Raw genomic sequence first — 21576 nt, 5'->3', positions numbered from 1 at the left:
CTTATGCGGTCTCGTAGACCTGGTCGCGAACCCAGTCGTACCCCTTGTCTTCGAGTTCCTCGGCGAGTTCCGGGCCGCCTTCCTTGACGATTTCGCCGTCGAGCATGATGTGGACCGTGTCGGGTTCCACGTAGTCGAGGATACGCTGGTAGTGGGTGATCTGGAGGATGCCAGTTCCCTGTTCGTCGCGGAGTGCGTTGATTCCTTTCGATACGTCCTGCAGTCGGTCGATGTCCAGCCCCGAGTCGATTTCGTCCAGCACCGCGATGGACGGTTCGAGGATGGCGGCCTGCAGCACTTCGTTCTGCTTTTTCTCACCGCCGGAGAATCCGGCGTTGAGGTAGCGCATTGCGAACTTCTCGTCCATGTCGAGGAGTTCCATCTTCTCCTTGAGGAGTTCCTGGAACTCGGCGACGCCGACTTCGCCGTCGTCCGCCGGGCCTTCCATCGGGCTGGTGTCGTAGCCGGATTCTTCCTCTTCTTCCTCAGCTTCGTCCTCCTCGCTGAAGAGGTCTTCGCGCTCTTCGAGCTTCGCGTTGAGCGCGGTGCGGAGGAAGTTGGACATCGTGACGCCTTCGATTTCCGCGGGGTACTGGAACGCGAGGAAGATACCGAGCGCCGCGCGCTCGTTCGGTTCCAGTTCGAGGAGATTCCACGTGCGCATGTCTTCGGGAATCTCGATGTCTTCGAACTCGTCGGCTTCGAGGTGAAGCAGTACCTCTCCCTCGGTGACTTCGTACGCGGGATGTCCCGCGATGACTTTCGATGTCGTCGATTTTCCGCTGCCGTTCGGTCCCATCAGGGCGTGAATCTCGCCGGATTCGACTTCGAGATCGACGCCGTTGAGGATCTTTTCGCCTTCTTCCACGACCTCCGCGTGGAGATTTTTCAGTTCGAGCGTTGCCATTGTTAGGTTCACCTAAGTCGTTTGGAGCAAGGGTAGGTCGTCCCATAACCGTTTCGCATTCCTGTGCAATCGGTTTTCGGAAAGAAAAAAATTGTTTCCCACATAGAAAGAGAGGTAATTCGCTTCACAGCCGCGTGATGAGTGAAAAACGAACCGCGTGATTACATGAAGCTACTGAGGCCGGTCTGTTGCTGGCCCGTCTTCACTTCCTCCCACGAGATGTCGAGCGCCTCCAGAACCCGCTCGATGGGTCCTTTGAGCGTCTTATCGAGCATCTTGTCCCAATCGACTTCGAACTCTTCGGGAATCTGGTCGGCGTACTCGAAGCAGATGACGTCCTGTTCGTGTTTGAACTCGCCGTACAGCGTGTCCGGCCGCGCGTCCAACTCCTTTTCGCGCTCGATTTTCTCGAAGTACGCCGGGTGCACCTTCTTCAGGTAGAGGCGCTTCGGCTTGCTCCCGCGCTGGAAGTTGGTTCCGAGGAGGAGGTTCGCGTACTTCGCGCCGCGCACCTGTGCCGTGTCGGTGTCGTAGTTATCGAGCCGTTTCCCGATGCCGCCCGGGATGGCGACTTCGTTCAGATCGACGTTCCCGGCCTGAAAGTCCTCGATGATGTCGTGGACGTACTCTTTTACGTCGTCCAAGTCCTCCCCCGTGACGATCATCTCGATGACTTCCCGCTGGACCTCCTTCGTGATGGGCGCGATGTCCGAGCGCTTGTACTCGAAGCCCGTGATGTCGATGTCGTCTACGTCCTTGCCCTCCTTCCAGACGATGTAGCCAGCATAGCGCTTTTTCTTGCCCGCTTGGAAGAAGCGGCGGTACAGTTTCTCGAACTCGATTTGGAAGCGGTGTTCGTTCGCGTTCAGCTCCTCGCGCGCGAACTCGTCGTAGCGGGCGTTGATGTGGTCCTCGATTTCGAAGGACTGATCGATGGCGTCGTCCCTCTCGATGTTGCCGCCGAGTTCGAGCATGACGGAGTCAGTGTCCCCGTACGCCACTTCGTAGTCGATTTCGTTCGCCGCGGTTTCGGTGAACTCGATGACTTCCCGGCCGGTCGCGGTGATGGCCGCGCCCATCTCCTTGTCGTAGAGGCGGAACCGCTCCCATCCCAGCACGCCGTAGAGCGAGTTCATGATGACCTTCACTGCTGCCTGCTGTTGGTCGTAGATTTCGTACTCGGCGCTGTTCGGGTCGTGTTCGTTCCGGAGCGCCTTCTTTTCCTCGCGCTCGCTCAACGTCTCGTTGATGATTTCCCGAACGATTCCGTCCGGTTCCTTCCGGAAGTGGCTCCCGTTCGGCGCGACGTACGTGTCACCGTCGTACTCGTCTGGATTCACCGACGTTTCGGGCGACAGATTGAGCGTCACCATACACATCGGGTACAGCGACTTCAGGTCGAGTACCGTGACGTTCTCCTTGACGCCGGTAATCGGTTCGAACACCGCGCCGCCCTCGTAATCCTCCGCCTCGAACTGTCCCTTCGACGGAAGCGCGAACTGCCCGTGTGCCTTGTGCAGGACGTACACGTCCACCGCGTCGCCCGGTGTCGTCGCGTCTTCGAGTTTACACCCGACGAACGACGCGACTTCCCGCCAGAAGGAGACGATATCCTGCTTCCTATCGAGTTCGACGCAGAGTTCCACGTCGCGGACGTTGTATTCGAGCAGGCGCGTCGGATTCTGCTCCCACAAATCGCCGATATCGCCCGCGTAGCGCTCCTTCCCGACGCCGAGTTCGGTCTCGCCGACCGCGTCCAGTCGATAGGAGTCGAGCTCGCTGAACTGAGTCCGCTTGTACGCGTACAACAGGTCGAAGACGACGCGACCTTTGACCGTCGGGCCGCCCCAGTCGCTCCGCCAGACTTCGTTCACGCGCGAGAGTCGGTTGTAGTCGAGGTCGTAGTCGTGGTGCGGCCCCGCCAACCGTTCGAGTCGGTCGAGGAAGTACGGCGCGTCGAAGTCCTCGAAGTTCCACCCTGTCAGTACGTCGGGGTCGGTGTCGTCGATGTAGTCGAGGAACTCCGCCAGCATCTCCTCTTCCGTCTCGAACGTTCGAACGTCGATGTCCGAGCCGCCCCGAAGCGGTTCGTAGTCCGGGAGTGCGGCAGGGAGGTCCGCATCCCCATTCGGCGCGTCGAACAGCCACGCGATGTACTCGTCGCGGTAGGAGTCGTGGCTCGTGAGACAGATGATCGGCTCCTCGCCGTCCTCCGGAAAGCCGGAGCGGTCGTCGACTTCGATGTCGAAGGTGTGAACGCGAAGGTTCGCTTGTACCTCTGCCGCCTCGACTTCGTTCTCCTGCACGACGATAGTTCCGTCCTCACGGCGGCGCTCGGGGAGCCGAATCCCGCTTTTGATGTCCTTGTCGATGAGAAAGCGGTTAGGAAAGAGGATGTCGGCCTCGAAGTGTTCGAACTCGTCGCGGATGTTACCGACGTCCCGCGGCGTCCGTCCGAATATCTTGGTCAACTGCTCGCCGCGGATGCTCTCGTAGCCCTCCTCGGACCCCGTAATCCGCCCGTCGTTCAGTTTACCATCGTTCAGCGTCTCCGTCGGTGCGTAGAAGTACGGCCGAAAGCCGACGACTTGGACGTGCTCCTGTTCGTCATCCGGCGTCCGTCCGAAGACGTGGATGATGGGTTCCTCCTCGTCACCACTGCCGTCGATAGTGTAATCGACTTGCGTCACCGCCAGCTCGATGGTTCCTTGCGATTCGGGGAGCCAGTCGGTATCGGCGTCCACGACGTTCGCCGTCGTCGATTCGTTCCCCGCAACGGCGTGGGCTTCTGCCGCGGGACGCGCTTCCCCGCCCGCGAAGTCACCAAGCCCAGATTGAGTCATGTCGATTGTTTTTGGCGCTTCCGGGTAAAAACCCTCCCGTTTGTGCCAGTCGGGAAAGGGGAAAGAGATTTAATGTGTTAACTCATAGCACAGGGTGAGGTCAAGCCAATGTCTGACCGTGCAACAGAGGACGGAACGCTGGACCGCGCAGAAACCGAACTCCCGGTTCCCGACGAACCGATGAGTTCGATCGAAGCCTATGAGACGGAGGATGGTGTCGTATTCTACGACGCCAACAATCCCCTTGGTTGGCTTAAGGCGTCCAGCACGGTCACGCTAGAGAAACATATCTGAATCGAGCGTCTCAATCATATTTGAATCGTGCGTCTCAATCGAACGCCTGCATCGACTCCGAACGCTTTTGCCGTTTACACACGAACTACGACCACGGTGTTCGACAAATTCGGTCACGACGATGAGGGTTCCGAGAACCGGGGAGACGCTCCGGAAGCCGACATGGTTCCGACCGTAGACGACCCGTCAGAGCGTCTCCGCGTCGATACCCCGTCGGTACGTGACTACAGCACAGTGGACGCCGACCCGGAGATACAAAAGGAGTTCTGGTCGCAAGTCCTTCTCTTCAACATCGCCCTATTCTGTCTCAGCCTCGGCCTCATGCTCGTCGCGTTCCAAAGCCGGTGGACGTTCGGCGGCGGACTCGTTGTCATCGGTCTCTTCGCGTTCAGCCGCGGCTATCGTCGCTACCGTAACGTCCAGAAGGACTAACCGTTCGCCGCCGCTATCCCGAGCCATGCGAACCGTCCGTGACGAATCGGGACGACGATATCTGCTGGTCAAGCGGTCGAGCGATTCGAGCCTCGTCCGCGACCCGCGAACGGGAGAGGAGCGCTACGTCGAAAACGACCGTCTCGATGCCGCGGACGGCGAGTCACCGCTCGAAACGTCAGCACGACGAATCTCGTCGCCGGTCAGACGGATTCTCACCGCCGTGCCGAACGAGCGCGCGCTCGGCCTGTTGGTCGAATTCTACGACCGTGGTCCCCTTCCCGCCCGCTCGCTCGTCTCGGCGTACGACCTCTGTGAAAGCGACCTGCACGGATTGCTCGCGGAGTTTCGCGCGGCGGGTCTCATCGAGGAGCGAACCGTCGCGGGCGAACGCGGCTACGGCTTGACCGGCACCGCCCAAGACGGACTGGCGTCGTTAGTCGGCGACGCCGAGCAGTGATTCTCGCTGTTCGACGTGCGACCGGTTCGTCGTCGAATCCTTCTCCACGCGAACGAGGTTGTCCGCGCCGCCGACCAGTTCGTCGTCGTGGCTGACGACGATTATCTGTTCGACGCCCAACTCCCGCATCGACTCGACGAGTTCGACCAACTGCGAGACGTGGCCCGAATCGAGGAACACCGTCGGTTCGTCCAGAATGAGCGGTGGCATCGGCGCGCTCCCCTCGATTCCCTCCGCGAGCAGGCGATAAATCGCACACCGCAAACTCAAGTTGAACAGCGCCCGTTCCCCGCCCGACAGCTGTTCGGGGTCGAGGGGTTCGCCGTCCTTCTGGTAAATCGTGAGTCGGTACTCCCCGTCGAGCGCGATACGGGCGTACGAGTCGTTCTGGTAGATGAGGTCGAACACCTCGTTCAACATCCGCTCCAGACTCACGACGTTTCGCTGACGGAGTTCCGCCCTGAGGTCGCCGTACATCGACTGGAGGTCAGCGGCCTCGTCGTACAGCGATTCCAGCGCGGACACCCGTTCCTCGATGTCGTCGCGGCGGTCACGGAGTTCCTCCAGTTCCTCTATTTCCCCGCGAACCGCGCCGATCCGGTCGATGAGGTCGTCCCGCTGTTCGCGTAGCGACGATAGTTTGTCCGCAACCTGTTCGAGGTAGTTCTCCGCCCGCTGTTTGTTGTCACGGGCTCGCTCGACCGCCGACTCGTCGTATGCGTCACGGAGTTCCGACTGACGCGCGCGTTTATCCGAGAGATTCTCGCGGCGCTGGTCGTTCAACTCGTCGAGATGACTCCGTTTTTCGGCGAGGCGGTCCAGTTCCGACTCCGCGTCCGCCTTCTTCTCCTGTACCGTCTGTATCCGTTCGATTCGGGTTCGACGGTCGGCCACCGCCTCCCGCTCCCGTTCCAGCCGTTCTATCTCCTCCCGCTGCGTTTCGGCTTTTTCCTCCAGTTCCTCCGCCGACTCCTTGCGCTCCGCCGCGTCCGATTGGAGCGTCTCCGCTTCTTCCCGAAGCGTTTCGGCCTCCTCGCGTTTCTCCCGAATCGCACTCTCCCGGTCCTCGACCAGTTGTTCGACGTTCGTCCGGTTGTTCCGGCGCTCTCGAACGCGGTTTTCCGCGGTAAGGAGGTCCTCAGCGTCATCGATTCGCGCTTCGAGGCGCGTCCGTTTCTCACGAAGCGTTTCGACGTTCTCCCGCAGTTCGGACACTCGCTCCCGGTCTTCGTCTATCGTATCGACGTGCGGCGATTCTTCGACCGGTTGGCCACATTCCGGGCACTTCCCGGCGTCGAGGAGGCGTTCCGCCTCCGCCACCTGCTCTTTCGCGGTGCGAAGGTTCGCACGGACGTTCGTCTCCTCCTCGCGGCAGTCTTCGAGGTCCGAACGGAGCGATTCGAGATGGTCTTCGGCCTCCCCGAACTCGACCGGCGCGTCCGCGAAGCGTTCGCGGTACGACTCGATTTCGTCGTCGATTTCGGTCAATTTCTCGCGGCGGTTTTTGAGTTCCGCCGTCGCCTCCTCGACTTCGGTATCGAGTCGGTCCGCCCGTTCTCGTTTCTCCGCCGCCCGGGATTCGAGGTCGGCCACGCGCTCGCCGAGGTTCGACGCCTGATTGTCGAACATCCGGGCCTTCATGCGATGGTCTTCGAGCGTTTCCGCGAGCGACTCGTCCTCGGCATCGAGCGCTTCGAGTCGGGAGTCGAGAGCCTCCTCGTCGGCGCTTTCGAGGTCCGTTTCGTCGAGCAGCGTTTCGACCTTCGAGGTCAGTTCCGCGATGGTCTCCCGAACGTCGCTCGCCCGCTTTCGGCACTCCTCGCGTTCGCGTTCCGTCTCGGTTATCTCGTCTTGAAGCGCCTCGATATCCGTTTCGAGGGAGTCCAGTTCCTCCCGCTTCTCCTCCGACGTTTCGAGGACGGCTTCCGCGTCTTCGAGCGTCTGCCGTGCCTCGTCGCGGTTCCCCTCGAACCGCTCAATCTCCGATTCCGTCTCGTTCCGTTCCGATTCGAGGTCGTTCAACAACCCGTGGAGGTTCTTTTCCTCTTTCGCTTCGATTTGGGATTCGAGTTCGGAGTAGCTTCCGCGGCGGTCGTCGAGGACGCTTTTGACGCCGAGGCGGGCGTCGCTCGCTCGTTCCCGGTACTCCTCCAATTTCCCGAGTTGGAGGAGGTCGTCTATCATGTCTTGGCGCTGTGCCGGGGTGGCGTTGATGAGTTTGTTCACCTCGCCCTGCCGGACGTAGGCGCAGTTGACGAACGCCTCCGCGTCCATGCGAAACAGGTTGACGATGTGAGCGCGCACGTCGCGGGCACCGTCGATGTTCCCGTCGGGCGTTTCGAGGACGCATTTGGCGGTCTGGGCCGACTCACCCGTCGCACGAATCCGACGGTGGATGTGGTAGCTTCCGCCCGCATGGGTGAACCAGAGTTCGACCTCCGCGTCCTCCGCACCGATGGTGACGACATCTTCGAGCGTCCTGTCGAGCGCCCGTGCACCGTACAGCGCGAAGAAGCACGCTTCGAGCAGGGAGGATTTGCCGCTCCCGTTGAGTCCGTGAATGACGGTGATACCCGATTCGAGTGCGAGATCCGCGTCCTCGTAGCACTTGAAGTTCGAGAGACGAACGCGCTCGAATTTCACAGGTAATCCTCCATCGATATCTGTCCGTCAGCACCGTCGTCGGTGGCGGTGCTAGACTCGTCGCTAGCTGTGTTCGCATCGTCGGTGGCGCTGTCGGAATCCGCCACGGCCTCGGCGGGCGGTGACTCCGGTCGTGACTCGTCCGCGGAGGAATCCTCCGACGGCGACTCCGCCGCCGAATCGTCTTCGGCGTCCGTGTCGTCGGCCGGTTCCGAACGCACCGATACCGAGACCGTCTCGGCGTCCGATTCCTCGGCCGCAGTGTCGCTCGTCTCCGGCCCGTCTTCGTCGGGCGCGTCGGCCTCCGCCGGGTCGAACGCGGCGGTATCTTCCGAAATCCTCGTTGCGACGTGCTCTTCGACCGCATCCCGAACGTTCGAATCTGCGACCTTGCTGGCGCGAACGAGTTCGTCCAGTTCGTTCGCCGCCTCGCTGAGTCCCATCTCCCGGACGCGTTTTCGTACGGCGTCGTCGGGGTCGGCGAACGAAACCGAGTGGTTCTCGGATTCGGTATCGATTTCGCGCCGGTCGGTCACACGGGCGACGAGCGCACCCTCGTCCAGCGCGAACTCCTCGACTCGTGCGGGTGTCACGTCGGTTCCCTCGCCCTCGATGGAGACGAGGACGACCGACTCGTCCACGTCGTGTTCTCGAATCGCCTCCCGAACGAAGTCGATGCCGTCCCCCTCGGCGAGCGTGACCGAGACGAACTCGAAATCGCGGGTTTCGATTCCGCGTCGCGTAATGGTCACGTCGTCCTCGAAGTGGACGATGTTGTATCCCCGGTCGTCGCGCTCGGTCGCGCTCGCGCGCTCGGTCGAACCGCAGTACGTCACCCACGCGTCGGCGACGCGCTCTTTGCCCGGTTTGTGGTTGTCGCCGAGCAACATCGCGTCGAAATCGACCGACGCCTCGGTCAGCACGTGTTCGGCGTCCCAATCGCCGAAGTCGAACGGCTGAAACAGGCCGTGTGCGACGAGCGCGGCGGATTCGGCGTCGTGCGCCTCGAACTCGTATTCGAGGTCGTCGCGCTTCGAGACCGGTACGTGGTCCAAGCCGTAGAAGGCAGTATCACCGACGAGAACGGGAGACGGTCCGAGCCGCGTCGCAAGTCCCAGCGTCTCGAAGAGGTCGAGCCACTGCTGACCGTGCGTACTCTCGTGGTTCCCGACGATAGCGAGAAACGGGATGTCCGCCCGACGAAGCTTCCGGAGGACCGAAATCGTCCCGTGGAGGTCCACGAGTCCGGGTCGGCGGTCGTGGAACAGGTCGCCGGCGTGGACGACCGCATCCACCTCGTCCTCGATGGCGTCCTCGACAACTCGGTCGAAGGCGGCAAGAAAATCGTCCCGTCGCTCGGGCGAATGATACTGACGATACCCGATGTGAGTGTCGCCCGTGTGAATCACCCGTGTCATTGGTTCAGCGATAAGTTCCCGCCTCATAAATTGTTTCCGTGACTGCCGCGTTTACATCGACATGGCGTTTCAGGCGTCTCACATACCTCCCGACACGCTCGGTGACCTCGGCCGTTCCGTTTCCGCCGAGGAAAGCGACGACTCGATGTCCGTCGAGGCACCGTTCACCGGGGAGAGAATCGGCGACGTACCGGCGTGTTCTCCGCGGGACGTGACGGCGGCGGTTTCGCGCGCTCGAACGGCCCGGACGGAGTGGTCGTCGTGGTCGATAGAGCGGCGGGCGGACGTCCTGTCTCGGTTCCACGACCTCGTGTTGGACCGGCAGGCCGAACTGCTCGACGTGATGGTACTCGAGAGCGGAAAGGCCAGACGAGACGGCTACGAGGAGATTCTCGACGTTGCGACCAACGCGCGATACTACGCCGCTCGCGCCGAGGAATTCCTCCGGCCGCGGCGACGGGACGGGGCGATTCCGCTCGCCACGAAGACGATGGAGTACCGAACGCCAGTCGGCGTCGTCGGCGTCATCACGCCGTGGAACTATCCCCTCACGCTCGCCGTCTCGGACGCGATTCCCGCGCTCCTCGCCGGAAACACGGTCGTGTTGAAACCCGCCGAGGAGACGCCGTTTACCGCGCTCCTCGCCGCGAAACTGCTCCGGGAAGCGGGACTGCCGGAGGACGCCTTTCGAGTCGTCACCGGATGGGGTGACGAGGTGGGTCTGGCGCTCATCGACGCCGTGGATTTCGTGAATTTCACCGGTAGCACCGAGACGGGACGAACCGTCGCGGAACGCGCTGGCAAGAATCTCGTGAAATGTTCGCTCGAACTCGGCGGAAAGAATCCCATGCTCGTGCTCGACGACGCGGACGTGAGCGCCGCGGTCGAGGGTGCGATTCGGGGCTGTTTCACCAACGCCGGACAGCTCTGTCTCTCCTTCGAGCGGTTGTACGTGCAGGACGGCGTGTACGACCGGTTTCTCCCTCGATTCGTGGAGCGGACGCGCGAACTCTCGATGGACCCCTCGTTCGACTACGACGTCGAAGTCGGGTCGCTCGTCTCCGAGCGGCAGTTCGAGAAGGTACGGAACCACGTTGACGACGCCGTGAGCAAGGGCGCGACGGCCGTGGTCGGTGGGAACGCCCGTCCCGACGTGGGACCGTACTTCTTCGAGCCGACGATTCTGACGGGAGTAACCGAAGAAATGACCGTGGCGCGCGAGGAGACGTTCGGTCCGGTGGTCGCCGTCACCCGGTTCTCGGACGACGAGGACGGAATCGCGCTGGCGAACGACTCCGACCGCGGTCTGAACGCGAGCGTCTGGACGACGGACTCGGACCGCGGATGGGAAATCGCCCGCCAAATCGACTGCGGGACGGTCGGAATCAACGACCCGTACCACGCGATTTGGGCGTCCGTCGATTCGCCGATGGGAGGGATGAAAGACTCGGGAATCGGCCGCCGTCACGGCCGGGAGGGGATTCGAAAGTACACCGAGTCGCAAACGGTCGCTGAACAGCGATTCGCCTCGGTCGCCCCGCCCCGCCGGGTCCCGACGAAGTGGTACGCCCGTGCGATGACGGGCGTGATGCGCCTGTTCAAACGAATCGAGGAGGGGTGGTAGATGAGCGTCTTCCTCACCGGTTTCCCCGGATTTCTCGGGTCCGCCTTGACGGAGCGGCTGGTCGCCCGTGGCAGCGACGTCACCTGCCTCGTCCAGCCCAAATATCGGCGAACCGCCGAGCGGCGAGCGCGGGAAATCGAACGCGCACACGCGGCCGACGGAGAGGTCGAACTCGTCGGCGGGGACATCACGGAGGCCGACCTCGAATTGGGCGAGGCGGTCGAATCGTTGCAGACCGACACCGAAGCGGTGTATCATCTCGCGGCGGTCTACGACCTCGCGGTGAGTCGGGAGGTCGGGATGGCCGTCAACGTGGAGGGAACGAAAAACGTCCTCGACTTCGCGGACGGCTGTGAGAACCTCCGGCGGTTCCAGTACGTGAGCACGTGCTACGTGAGCGGGCGCTACGACGGGACGTTCACCGAGGACCATCTCGTCGAGGGGCAGCGGTTCAACAACTACTACGAGACGACGAAGTATCTCGCGGAAGTTGCGGTACAGGAGCGGATGGAGTCGGGATTGCCCGGGACGATTTATCGACCCGCAATCGTCGTCGGGGACAGCGAAACCGGCGAGACACAGAAGTACGACGGACCGTACTATTTGCTTCGATGGCTCATGCGCCAACCCGGCGTGGCGGTCACGCCCGTTCTCGGCGACCCGACGGCGTACGAGGTCAACGTCGTCCCGCGGGATTTCGTGGTCGATGCCATCGCCGAACTGAGCCGACTCGACGAGTCGGTCGGGGAGGTCTACCAACTCTGTGACCCGAACCCGTTGACCGTGGACGAGATGCTTCGCGCCTTCGGCCGGGCGACCGGAAAACGGGTCGTCCGGGTGCCGACTCCGAAAGGTGCGCTGAAGCGCGTGCTCTCCCGGTTCCCGGAACTGGAGATCGAACCCGCGACGCTCGATTACTTCGACCACCCGACGAGCTATGCGTGTGAGAACACGGTCGCCGCGCTCGAAACCGCGACCGATGGCGAGATTCAGTGTCCGGCGTTCGGTTCCTACGTCGGGAATCTGGTCTCCTTCGTCCGCGAACACCCGGAACTCACGCCCGACGCGATGGTCTGAGCGCGGCGGCGTGAGACAGTGGGGAGAAACGGCACGCCTCGGCGAGGCGGAAGACGAACGCGAGGGAATTGCGGAAAGCGAAATGGCCACGGATGGCCGTCGTTGGCCGCGGCATGAGGTATAAACGCTCGGGAGTCGGAGACGGACGCTCTACGTTAGAGGTCGAGCGTGTACAGGCGTTTTCGGGCGTCGGAGAAGGAAAACCGCGAGTCCACGAGGTTTTCGTCTTCGAGACGGGTCAGCGCGTAGCGGACGGTTCGCGGCGGGAGCAGCGTCTCGTCCGCGAGTTCGCTCTGGGTCATCGTCTCGTTGTACTCCAATACCTTTGCGACTAGCTTCGCGCTCGGCGGCAGGTCGCGGATGGCCGCGGTCGAATCCACATCTTGCAGCCGGTTTTCGGTCGTTCGTGAAAGCTCTGGGGCGCTCATCACATGTCCGTTTTGAATACAGGGTAATAATATTTCCTGTTCGTTCTTATTACTGTAAGGAATTAAAATCCACGTGTGGTTGCGGTGTAGCAACAGGTCGGTCACCCGAAGCCTCTTAAGATACAGGCCCTTATCCCGAGTTGATGACCGACACTGTGGATGACGTAGAACTCCCCTACGACGAGGAGAGTACGTCCCAACAGGAACAAATAGAGGCTCTCCAAGAACGTCTCGACGTCCTCGAATCACAGAACGAGGAAATGCGGGACAAGCTTCTCGATGCGAACGCAGAGAACAACAAGTATCAGCAGAAACTCGAACGGCTCACCCACGAGAACAAGAAGCTGAAGCAGTCGCCGTTGTTCGTCGCCACGGTACAGGAGATTACCGACGAAGGCGTCATCATCAAACAGCACGGCAACAACCAAGAGGCAGTCACGGAAGTGACCGAGGAGATGCGCGAGGAACTCGACCCCGACGCGCGCGTCGCCGTGAACAACTCCCTCTCTATCGTGAAGACGCTGGACGACGAAACCGACGTTCGCGCTCGCGTGATGCAAGTCACGAAGAGCCCCGAAGTGACCTACGAGGACATCGGCGGACTTGAAGAGCAGATGAACGAGGTCCGCGAGACGGTCGAACTGCCGCTCGAAAATCCCGACATGTTCCAAAAGGTCGGTATCGAGCCGCCGAGCGGCGTCCTCCTCTACGGCCCGCCGGGAACCGGGAAGACGATGCTGGCGAAGGCAGTCGCCAACCAGACCGACGCCACGTTCATCAAGATGGCCGGGTCCGAACTCGTCCACAAGTTCATCGGCGAGGGCGCGAAACTCGTCCGCGACCTCTTCGAAGTCGCCCGACAGCACGAACCCGCCGTGCTGTTCATCGACGAAATCGACGCCATCGCGTCGAAGCGTACCGACTCGAAGACGTCCGGTGACGCGGAGGTCCAGCGCACGATGATGCAGCTGCTCTCGGAGATGGACGGCTTCGAGGACCGCGGCGAAATCCGCATCATCGCGGCGACCAACCGCTTCGACATGCTCGACCGCGCCATCCTTCGCCCGGGCCGCTTCGACCGCCTCATCGAAGTCCCGAACCCCGGCGAGGAAGGCCGCGAGCAGATTTTCCGCATCCACACCCGCGACATGAACATCGCGGACGACGTGGACTACGAACAGCTCGCCGTCGAGACGGGCGACGCAAGCGGTGCCGATATCAAGGCCATCTGTACCGAGGCCGGGATGTTCGCCATCCGCGACGACCGCACCGAAATCAGGATGCAGGACTTCGTCGACGCCCAAGCAAAGATAGAGCAGGAAGAAGAAGAGAACGACGAAGTGTCCAAGACGTTCGCCTGAGCCGGTCGGCCTCCTCCGGTCTCCGGACTCAAAGCTTCCTGTAACACAGTTGCGGTTCGGTTTTTCTCATTTCGTTTTCGTCGCGCTCGTCAGCTCCGGAGTCTCAACACTCGTCGAGGAACCCCGATTTACACCAGCGCCGTAAAAAGTGCGTAGGGAACGCCGAACAGCAGTATCGTCATCGACACGAGAATGAGCAGGTACGAGCCGACCGTGCTCGCCGCGGTCATCCATGCGGGGTGTTCGAAATCGGCGGGAAGGTTCATACCGAACGTTTCGTCTCCCCCGTCTAAACGCTACCGGAGTGGTCAGCGGAGGATGTCGCCGATTCGGCGGGCCTGCCCGCCTATCGCGGGGTCCTTCTCCACGATACGGAGGACTTGGTGGTCGGTCACGTCGTAGTAGGATTTCCCCGTCGCCTCCTCGATGAGGTCCTTGGAGAGGCGGAATTCGGTTCCTTCGTAGACGACATCGACACCTTCGTCATCGAACGAGAGCGTGGTCATACCACGGCGTTCGCCACGGTCAGGTAAAAAAGCTACAGAACGCGGCCAGGAAGACGAAGCGCGGAGAGCGAGAGCGGAAATCGATGGAGCGGAGTCGTCAACACTCGTTCGTCGGACGATTACTCCACGGTTTCGCTCGACATCTCCGTCGCGGGAACGCCCGCGACGGTCGCGCCCGGCGGTACGTCCCGAGTTACCAGCGAATTGGCCGCGACCTGTGCGTTCGCACCGATTTCGACGCCAGGGAGGATAATCGCGCCAGCACCGATCATGGCGCGCTCGCCGATGACGACCTCTCCGGTTCGGTACTCGTCCTGCAGAAACTCGTGACAGAGGATGGTCGCGTCGTAGCCGATGATGGCGTGGTCCTCGACGGTGATGAGGTCGGGCCAGAACACGTCGGGCGTCGATTCCAGTCCCCACGACACCCCGCGGCCGACCGTGACGCCGATTTTTCGGAGGAGCCAACTCTTCAACCGAAGGCTCGGATTGATCCGAACGAGCCAGATGACGAGGTAGTGTATCGCAACCCGAAGCGGACTCCGGGCGTTCGTCCAGTACTGCAAGGAGTTCAGGCCACCGGGCGTCGTGTGGTGCGCGATTCGCTCGTGGCGCCGGGTCGTGTCGTCGCTCACGACATCGACTTGCTTTCGAATTAGCTTGAACCTACCTTTCTCTCGGTCTACGGAGCACCGAATACGGTTCCACGCCAGCCGTTAGCAGTCTATCAGTTCGAAGAATGGTTCGAGGTCGGTGACGGCCGCGGTCGGTGTTACCGTACCGTCGTCGCGGTCGAATTCGACGATTCCCATCCCTTCCAGACGGGGGAGGTGGGAGTGAAGAAGACCGGTTTTGATACGGTCGACCTGACGGTCGGTTTTCGAACTCGTCTTGTTGGCGAGTTCGGAGACGGTCGTCGCACCGTCGCAGTTCAAGAGGACGTCGAGGACATGCCGACGCTGACGATGCCCCAGTGCCTCGAAGATTTCGTCCGTGTTCAGCTCTCGTTTCATACCATATCTGTCCGTATGTAACGGCTTGAGTATGGGCCGATTGACGGTCCCGTAGTGTGGTCGTTACGATCAGTTACGCAGTGCCTGTACGTGGTCGATTCGTCGCTGTACGAGTTCCTCGGTCCCGATGTCGTGGCGCATGTGCAGTCCCTCTTCGCCAGCGACCGACAGGGCGTCCTCTGCGATTGTTTCGGCGTCCGCGATGGACTCGCCGCGGCCGACGACGGCGAACGAGCGCGACGTGGTGGTGTAAATTCCGTCGTCCCGTTCGTCGACGCTGGCGTAAAACAGGATGGCCTCGCCCGCGTTCTCCTCAGTTATCTTCACCTTCGCCCCCGCTTCAGGGTCGGTCGGATACCCGTCAGGCACCGCGTACTTACAGACGGTCGCCTCCGGCGCGAAGGAGAGTTTCGGCAAGTCGTCGCCCTCGCGTGCCGCGACGAGCACGTCGAGGAAGTCCGTCGTCAGAACCGGCAGGGTGTTCATCGCCTCGGGGTCGCCGAACCGGGCGTTGAACTCGATGACGTTCACGCCATCGGCCGTGAGCATGAACTGCCCGTAGAGGACACCGCGGTAGTCGTCCAACGCTGCGACGGTCTCCTTCAGCACTTCGACGGCCTCGTGGTAGTCCTCTTCCGTCATGAACGGGAGTTCGAGCCCCGCGTCGCTGTAGCTCCCCATACCGCCCGTGTTGGGACCCTCGTCGCCCTCGTAGGCGCGCTTGTGATCCTGAATCGCGGGCGTGACGCGCAACTGACCGTTCGCCACGAGCGCCTGCACGGTGAACTCCTCGCCGACGAGTCGCTCTTCGAGCACCACGCGGTCGTAGTCGCTGTCGCGGAGGTACGCCTTCGCCTCCTCGTCTGTCACTTGGTCGCCGATGACTTTGACGCCCTTGCCGCCCGTCAGCCCGGCGGGTTTGACCGCGAGGTCGCCGTCGTACGCGTCGATGAATTCGCAGGCCGCCTCCATGTCGTCGAACGTCTCGAAGTCGGGGCAGCCAGGAATGTCGTGTTCCTGCATAAACCGACGCTGGAACGCCTTGTCCGTCTCGATGCGCGCCTCGTCGGCGTGGGGACCGAACGCGTAGATTCCGGCCTCGTCCAACGCGTCCGCGACACCCGCGGCGAGCGGTCCCTCGGGACCGACGACGGCGAGCGTCGCGCCGACCTCCTCGGCGTAGGCGACGACGGCCGTCGTGTTCGTCGTCTCCAGCGTCTCGAAGCCGTCCGCGAGACGGGCGATTCCGGGATTCCGGTTGCCTGCACAGGCGTAGAGGTCGGTGTCGCTGTCGGCCAACGCTCGGGCGATGGCGTGTTCGCGGCCGCCGCCACCCACCAGCAGTACGGTCTCACTCATGTGGGCACGATGTGCGCACAGCGGTGTAAACGTTGTCGTTTGACAGCGGCAAAGTATACATATTCGTGGTTATTCCGAGCCGAATCGGTGGGTCAGCATCGTGCGGAGCGACACCGCGACGTCCTCGAAGTCCGCGATGTGCAGGCTGTCGCTCGTCAGTAGCACGCCGTGGTCGCCCACGATGACGCGACTAACGAAGCCGTCCGAGAACGCGCGGATGGTGAGTTCGTACTCACCGATTGCCGGTTCGAACCCCTCGTCCGCGAGCCGTCTGTACGTCTCGTGAGTGTCGAAGCCGAGTCGTTCGTTCTCCACGAAGACGCTCTTTCGTTCCTTCGCAACGTCGCGGTCCCCCCCGTGCAAGTCGCTTCGGAGGTACAGCAGGTCGAATCCGTCCGGCGTGAAGTGGATGACGCTCCGAAGGGTGTCCCCGATTCCCGTCCGACAGGTCGTTGCTATCTCTTCCGCGAACTCCTCGTCGATGCCTGTTTCGGACATGTCATCACAGTACGCCAGCGACGCACATGAGTTGTTGGATTTCCTAAAAAAGTGACCACTCCGAGACGCCGATACGCCGTCGATTCGGTGAGCGAAGCGTGAAGCCACAGCACCGCGGCGGTGAATCGACGACGACCGTCGGTACTCCTGACAGAGAAACGGTTTCATCGAAAATCGACATCAGTGGATACACTGAATCGTACCGATGAGTACTGTTCTCTCACGGAGAGCACTGTATCCTCATTGAAGATACTGAAAACTACTGAAAAATCCCAAAATGTACCATTTTTTACTATCCCATCGGAAAACCGGCTCGTATCGAATGAATCCCCATCTTTACCTCTCCCAAACCACTGCTAGACAGGTATGACCGCGCCCACCGAGCGAAATCGACTCGACGAGGAGGAGAGTCCGTATCTCCGCCAGCACGCCGACAATCCGGTGCATTGGCAACCGTGGGACGACGCCGCGCTCGAAGCCGCGAAGGAGCGGAACGTGCCCATCTTCCTCTCCATCGGCTACTCGGCCTGCCACTGGTGTCACGTGATGGAGGAAGAGAGTTTCGAGGACGAGGACGTCGCGGAGCTACTGAACGAGCACTTCGTCCCGATAAAGGTGGACCGGGAGGAACGCCCGGACATCGACGCCATCTACATGAGCATCTGCCAGCAGGTCACCGGCGGCGGCGGATGGCCGCTGTCGGCGTGGCTGACGCCGGACGGGAAACCGTTCTACGTCGGGACGTACTTCCCGAAGCGCTCCCAGCAGGGGCGGCCGGGGTTCATCGACCTCCTCGAAAACGTCAAAAACACGTGGCAGGAGAACCCGGAGGAGATGAAAAACCGGGGCGAACAGTGGACGGACGCCATCGAGGGCGAACTGGAATCCACGCCCGAGGCGGACGACGCCCCCGGCCCGGAACTGCTCGGAAGCGCGGCCGAACAGACCGTCCGCACCGCCGACCGCGAGTACGGCGGCTTCGGGCGCGGCGGACCGAAGTTCCCACAACCGGCGCGACTCCACCTGCTCCTCCGAGCGTACGACAGGACCGGCGCGACCCAGTACCGCGATGTGGCGGTCGAGGCGCTCGACGCGATGGCCGACGGCGGCATGTACGACCACATCGGCGGGGGATTCCACCGCTACGCGACCGACCGGAAGTGGACGGTGCCGCACTTCGAGAAGATGCTGTACGACAACGCGGAACTGCCGCGCGCGTACCTCGCGGGGTACCAACTCACGGGTGACGAGCGATACGCCGAACTCGTCCGCGAGACGTTCGCGTCCCTCGAACGCGAGATGCGCCACCCGGAGGGCGGCTTTTACAGCACGCTCGACGCCCGGAGCGAGGACGAGGCGGGCAACTACGAGGAAGGACCGTTCTACGTCTGGACGCCGAGCGACGTGTACGAAGCGGTGGAAGACGAACGCGACGATGACATCGACACCGAAACGAGGGCGGATATCGTCTGTGAACGCTACGGCGTCACGCAATCGGGCAACTTCGAGGGAAAAACCGTGTTGACCCTGACCACGGACGTTCCGGACCTCGCGGAGAAGTACGACGTGTCCGAGGACGAGGTTCGAGACGTGCTCGCTGACGCCCGCCACTCGATGTTCGAAGCGCGCGAGGAGCGCGAACGACCCCCCCGCGACGAGAAGATACTGGCCGGGTGGAACGGGCTACTGATTGCCGCGCTCGCGGAGGGCGGCTTCGTGCTCGACGAGCACTACACCGACCTCGCGGCGGACGCGCTCGATTTCGTCCGCGAGAAGCTCTGGGACGAGGCGGACGCGAAACTCTCGCGGCGGTTCAAGGATGAGGACGTCGCAATCGACGGCTACCTCGAAGATTACGCCTTCCTCGCCCGCGGCGCGTTCGCGCTCTACGAATCGACGGGGAACCCGGACCACCTCGAATTCGCCCTCGACCTCGCGCGCGCCATCGAACGCGAGTTCTGGGACGCGGAGCGCGAGACGCTGTATTTCACCCCGGAAAGCGGCGAGCGACTGGTCGCACGCCCGCAGGAGCTCGCGGACCAGTCCACGCCGTCAAGCCTCGGGGTCGCAACCGACGTGCTGGCCGTTCTCTCGGAGTTCGCACCGGACGAGGCGTTCGCCGAGATTCCGGAGGCGGTGCTCGAAACCCACGCCCGGACCGTCGAGTCGAACCCGTTCCAGTACGCGACGCTGGTGCTCGCCGCCGACCGCAACGCGACCGGCTCGCTCGAACTGACCGTCGCGGGCGACGAACTCCCCGAAGCGTGGCACGACCAACTCGCGGAGACGTACCTCCCGATGCGGGTGTTGACCCGGCGGCCGCCGACCGAGGACGGCGTGGCGGCGTGGTGTGAAAAACTCGGGGTGGAGAACGTGCCACCGATTTGGGCCGACCGCGAGTCTGCGGGCGAACCCACGCTCTACGTCTGTCGCTCCTTTACCTGCTCGCCGCCCGTGACCGACATCGACGCCGGACTGGAGTGGGCCGACGACCTCGCGCCGGAGTAGCGTTCACATCGCGTGGAGAGCTCATAAGAGAGGTGGTCGAACTCAGGCCAACGCGTCGCTTTCGAGCAGTTCGCGGGCGACGTACTCGGCGGCCGGTCGGTCCTCCTGTTCCTCGAAGCGGGCGATTTCCTCGCCCGCCCGCTCGACCACGATTGTCGGGATGAGCGTCACGTCGTACTCCTCGGTCAGTTCTCCGACCTTCTCGTCGTCCACCTCGTAGACGTGAATTTGCTCCCCTTCGACGCCCGCGGCGTCCAGCGCGGCGAAGAAGTCGGGCAAGCGTGACCGGCAGTCGCCGCACCAGTCCGCACCCCAAACGCGATAGGTGAGTTCGCCGAGACCCGATTCGAAGGCGTCTATCGTCTCGCTGTGTTCGCTCGCGTCCCACTCGGGATTCGGTTCTGTCGATTCCATAGTCGGGACTGGTGGCGAACGCGGATAAGAATTCCCGCTTCCGGCACCGACTGCCGGAGTCCAGTAGGGGTTTAGGCGTGGGATTCGTACCGCAAACCATGAAATCCTCCATCCTCGACGCCGTGGGGTCGCCACTCGTTCACGTCCGGTCGCCCGAGGGCGCGACCGTCGCGGCGAAAGTCGAATCGTTCAACCCCGGCGGGTCGGCGAAGGACCGCCCGGCACTGGCGATGGTCGAGGCCGCGGAGCGCGCGGGGAAGCTCCAGCCCGGCGACCGAATCGTGGAACCGACGAGCGGCAACACGGGCATCGGCTTGGCGGTCGTCTGTGCCGCCCGCGGGTACGACCTCACCATCGTCATGCCCGCGTCGAAGTCGCCCGAGCGCAGACAGCTTCTCAAAGCCTACGGCGCTGACCTCGAACTCGTGGACGGAAACATGGAGTCCGCCAAGGCGCGCGCGGACGAGCTCACCGAATCGGCCGACGCGGTGCAACTCGGCCAGTTCGAAAACGCGGCCAACGCCGAGGCTCACTACCGCACGACGGCCGAGGAAATCATCGAACAGGTCGATGGCCGCGAGATAGACGCCTTCGTCGCGGGCGTCGGCACCGGCGGGACGATAACCGGAACCGCCTCGCGCCTGCTGGAGGAGTACCCGGACATGGAAGTCGTCGCCGTCGAACCCGAGCGAAACGCCGTCCTCTCGACCGGCGAACCCGGCGAGGACGAGTATCAGGGGATGGGCCCGGGATTCGTCAGCGACCTGCTCGACACCGACCTGCTCGATTCCGTCGAACGCGTCGCGTTGGAGGACGCGGAGGACGAATGTCGGCGTCTCACCCGCGAAGAAGGCATCTTGGTGGGCCAGTCGAGCGGCGCGGCGAGCATCGCGGCCTACCGGGTCGCCGAACGACTCGCTCGGCCGGAACTCAACTGCCCGGAGGTCCCGGAGGAGTGGCAGGACGGCGGGAAACACGACGAGAACGAACAGGTGGCATCCGATGGCGGAGTCGGCGAAGAGTACGACGACTGTCCGCTCGTCGTCACCGTCTTCCCCGACAGCGGCGAGCGCTACCTCTCGACGGGAATGTTCGACTGAAGGGGTGCCGACAGGGATAACTCGACATCGGGACGATTTTCAGAAACTGGGAACGATGAGCCGACGTTTTGTACCCCGATGCGCTGTTTCCGGCGTGGGTTAGCCATGGCCCATCCGTATCGCCTGCTCCGCTGACGTAGCGATCTCCCGGTCTTCCGAAGCACCCTACCCATCTCGCCCCGCGTCGAGGAGCACGGCGACGGTATTCTGCAGGTATTGCGCGGCGGACGCGAGAGCCATCAGACCCTCCATCACGGCCTGTCGATTTGCGCCGTCGGGATAGATTCGATGTTCGAGTCGAATCGACCGCGCATCCGCGAATTCACACGACGCCCCCTCCGCGTCGAGGAGGGTGTAAAAGCCCGGCGTCGCCGCCAACGCCGGTCCGATTCGCGTCAGTAGTTCGGTCCGGTGCTCCTCGCTTTCGAGGAGCGTTTGCGTCCCCTCGGTGTCGAACGCTGTGTCACTGACCAGTCGAATCGGACCCAGCGTCTCCTCTTTCACGATGCGTATCGGCTGGTGTGCGAGTCGAAGCCGAATCGTGAACTCGGTTCCCTCGTCGCTCACGTGTCGAAGGTCGTCCACGACCGTCCCGTCGAGCCACGCCGCTACCTGCTCCTCGCTGATTGGCCCCACCATACAGCCCTCTCGCCGAGAACGTGGAAAAGGATTGTGCCGGAACCGTCGGGAG

21 protein-coding genes are annotated in these 21576 nt (G+C 62.4%); 8 read left to right on the top strand and 13 right to left on the bottom strand.

The features are described 5' to 3' along the window. Position 1 precedes the first annotated feature (1 nt). Together B208_RS0103390 and B208_RS0103385 are read right to left on the bottom strand one after the other, a co-directional pair. Entirely contained in the window at positions 2 to 907 is a 906-nt protein-coding gene (locus B208_RS0103390; protein WP_007982763.1) for an ABC transporter ATP-binding protein, read from the bottom strand. Between the two features lie 161 nt (positions 908 to 1068). Next, a complete protein-coding gene (locus B208_RS0103385; RefSeq protein WP_007982765.1) occupies positions 1069 to 3750 on the bottom strand; it encodes a DNA-directed DNA polymerase in 2682 nt (893 codons plus the stop codon). Between the two features lie 108 nt (positions 3751 to 3858). On the opposite strand from B208_RS0103385, the gene B208_RS23715 reads away from it, so the two are divergent. The 3 genes from B208_RS23715 to B208_RS0103370 all read left to right on the top strand — a co-directional run bounded on the left by B208_RS23715 (position 3859) and on the right by B208_RS0103370 (position 4936). Next, positions 3859 to 4044: a DUF7331 family protein gene (locus tag B208_RS23715; RefSeq protein WP_007982767.1), complete on the top strand. Its 186-nt coding sequence runs from the start codon at positions 3859 to 3861 to the stop codon at positions 4042 to 4044. Positions 4045 to 4140: 96 nt separating this feature from the next. Beyond that, on the top strand, positions 4141 to 4476 hold the full coding sequence (locus tag B208_RS0103375; RefSeq protein WP_007982769.1) for a DUF7322 domain-containing protein: 336 nt from the start codon (positions 4141 to 4143) through the stop codon (positions 4474 to 4476). Positions 4477 to 4501: 25 nt separating this feature from the next. Then, positions 4502 to 4936 (top strand): DUF7346 family protein, encoded by a 435-nt coding sequence (locus B208_RS0103370; protein ID WP_007982771.1) that lies wholly within the window; start codon positions 4502 to 4504, stop codon positions 4934 to 4936. On the opposite strand, the gene rad50 is transcribed toward B208_RS0103370, so the two are convergent. Both rad50 and mre11 read right to left on the bottom strand, forming a co-directional pair. Further along, positions 4913 to 7579, bottom strand: a complete 2667-nt coding sequence (gene rad50, locus B208_RS0103365; RefSeq protein WP_007982772.1) for a DNA double-strand break repair ATPase Rad50 — start codon at positions 7577 to 7579, stop codon at positions 4913 to 4915. The two genes, B208_RS0103370 and rad50, sit on opposite strands and share 24 nt — an antisense overlap. Beyond that, the gene (gene mre11 / locus B208_RS0103360; RefSeq protein ID WP_007982774.1) at positions 7576 to 8997 is read right to left on the bottom strand and encodes a DNA double-strand break repair protein Mre11; all 1422 of its coding nucleotides are present in this window, start codon (positions 8995 to 8997) and stop codon (positions 7576 to 7578) included. Before mre11 ends, rad50 begins: the two co-directional genes overlap by 4 nt. Before the next feature lie 61 nt (positions 8998 to 9058). On the opposite strand from mre11, the gene B208_RS0103355 reads away from it, so the two are divergent. Continuing rightward, positions 9059 to 10621, top strand: a complete 1563-nt coding sequence (locus B208_RS0103355) for a succinic semialdehyde dehydrogenase (protein WP_007982776.1) — start codon at positions 9059 to 9061, stop codon at positions 10619 to 10621. Further along, positions 10622 to 11698, top strand: coding sequence for an SDR family oxidoreductase (locus B208_RS0103350; RefSeq protein ID WP_007982778.1), 1077 nt, complete (start codon positions 10622 to 10624; stop codon positions 11696 to 11698). Positions 11699 to 11853: 155 nt separating this feature from the next. Here B208_RS0103350 and B208_RS0103345 read toward each other — a convergent pair whose 3' ends face one another. Next, positions 11854 to 12126: a MarR family transcriptional regulator gene (locus B208_RS0103345; RefSeq protein WP_026177718.1), complete on the bottom strand. Its 273-nt coding sequence runs from the start codon at positions 12124 to 12126 to the stop codon at positions 11854 to 11856. 143 nt (positions 12127 to 12269) lie between these two features. On the opposite strand from B208_RS0103345, the gene pan1 reads away from it, so the two are divergent. Beyond that, positions 12270 to 13487, top strand: a complete 1218-nt coding sequence (gene pan1 / locus B208_RS0103340; RefSeq protein ID WP_007982784.1) for a proteasome-activating nucleotidase Pan1 — start codon at positions 12270 to 12272, stop codon at positions 13485 to 13487. 128 nt (positions 13488 to 13615) lie between these two features. Here the strand turns inward: pan1 and B208_RS24150 are convergent, their stop codons facing one another. The 6 genes from B208_RS24150 to B208_RS0103310 all read right to left on the bottom strand — a co-directional run bounded on the left by B208_RS24150 (position 13616) and on the right by B208_RS0103310 (position 16863). After that, on the bottom strand, positions 13616 to 13753 hold the full coding sequence (locus B208_RS24150) for a hypothetical protein (protein WP_007982786.1): 138 nt from the start codon (positions 13751 to 13753) through the stop codon (positions 13616 to 13618). Between the two features lie 42 nt (positions 13754 to 13795). Continuing rightward, positions 13796 to 13993, bottom strand: a complete 198-nt coding sequence (locus tag B208_RS0103330) for a DUF5800 family protein (protein WP_007982788.1) — start codon at positions 13991 to 13993, stop codon at positions 13796 to 13798. A 119-nt stretch (positions 13994 to 14112) separates the two neighbouring features. Further along, positions 14113 to 14628: an acyltransferase gene (locus tag B208_RS0103325; protein ID WP_007982790.1), complete on the bottom strand. Its 516-nt coding sequence runs from the start codon at positions 14626 to 14628 to the stop codon at positions 14113 to 14115. An 81-nt stretch (positions 14629 to 14709) separates the two neighbouring features. Beyond that, entirely contained in the window at positions 14710 to 15006 is a 297-nt protein-coding gene (locus tag B208_RS0103320; RefSeq protein ID WP_007982792.1) for a DUF7344 domain-containing protein, read from the bottom strand. A gap of 69 nt (positions 15007 to 15075) precedes the next feature. Continuing rightward, entirely contained in the window at positions 15076 to 16365 is a 1290-nt protein-coding gene (purD, locus tag B208_RS0103315) for a phosphoribosylamine--glycine ligase (protein WP_007982794.1), read from the bottom strand. A 69-nt stretch (positions 16366 to 16434) separates the two neighbouring features. Next, on the bottom strand, positions 16435 to 16863 hold the full coding sequence (locus tag B208_RS0103310; protein WP_007982796.1) for a DUF7522 family protein: 429 nt from the start codon (positions 16861 to 16863) through the stop codon (positions 16435 to 16437). A 366-nt stretch (positions 16864 to 17229) separates the two neighbouring features. On the opposite strand from B208_RS0103310, the gene B208_RS0103305 reads away from it, so the two are divergent. Further along, positions 17230 to 19371, top strand: a complete 2142-nt coding sequence (locus B208_RS0103305) for a thioredoxin domain-containing protein (RefSeq protein ID WP_007982799.1) — start codon at positions 17230 to 17232, stop codon at positions 19369 to 19371. A 42-nt stretch (positions 19372 to 19413) separates the two neighbouring features. Here B208_RS0103305 and B208_RS0103300 read toward each other — a convergent pair whose 3' ends face one another. Further along, positions 19414 to 19785, bottom strand: a complete 372-nt coding sequence (locus B208_RS0103300) for a thioredoxin family protein (RefSeq protein ID WP_007982802.1) — start codon at positions 19783 to 19785, stop codon at positions 19414 to 19416. 98 nt (positions 19786 to 19883) lie between these two features. Here B208_RS0103300 and B208_RS0103295 point away from each other — a divergent pair, with 98 nt between their 5' ends. Continuing rightward, positions 19884 to 20885 (top strand): PLP-dependent cysteine synthase family protein, encoded by a 1002-nt coding sequence (locus tag B208_RS0103295; protein ID WP_007982804.1) that lies wholly within the window; start codon positions 19884 to 19886, stop codon positions 20883 to 20885. A 165-nt stretch (positions 20886 to 21050) separates the two neighbouring features. On the opposite strand, the gene B208_RS0103290 is transcribed toward B208_RS0103295, so the two are convergent. After that, complete coding sequence (locus B208_RS0103290) at positions 21051 to 21524, bottom strand: hypothetical protein (RefSeq protein WP_007982805.1); 474 nt, start codon at positions 21522 to 21524, stop codon at positions 21051 to 21053. Positions 21525 to 21576 lie beyond the last annotated feature (52 nt).

This window comes from Haladaptatus paucihalophilus DX253, from assembly GCF_000376445.1.
Taxonomy (GTDB): domain Archaea; phylum Halobacteriota; class Halobacteria; order Halobacteriales; family Haladaptataceae; genus Haladaptatus; species Haladaptatus paucihalophilus.
The sequence above is the reverse complement of the archived record's forward strand: the minus strand, read 5'-3'. Positions and strand labels throughout refer to the sequence as shown.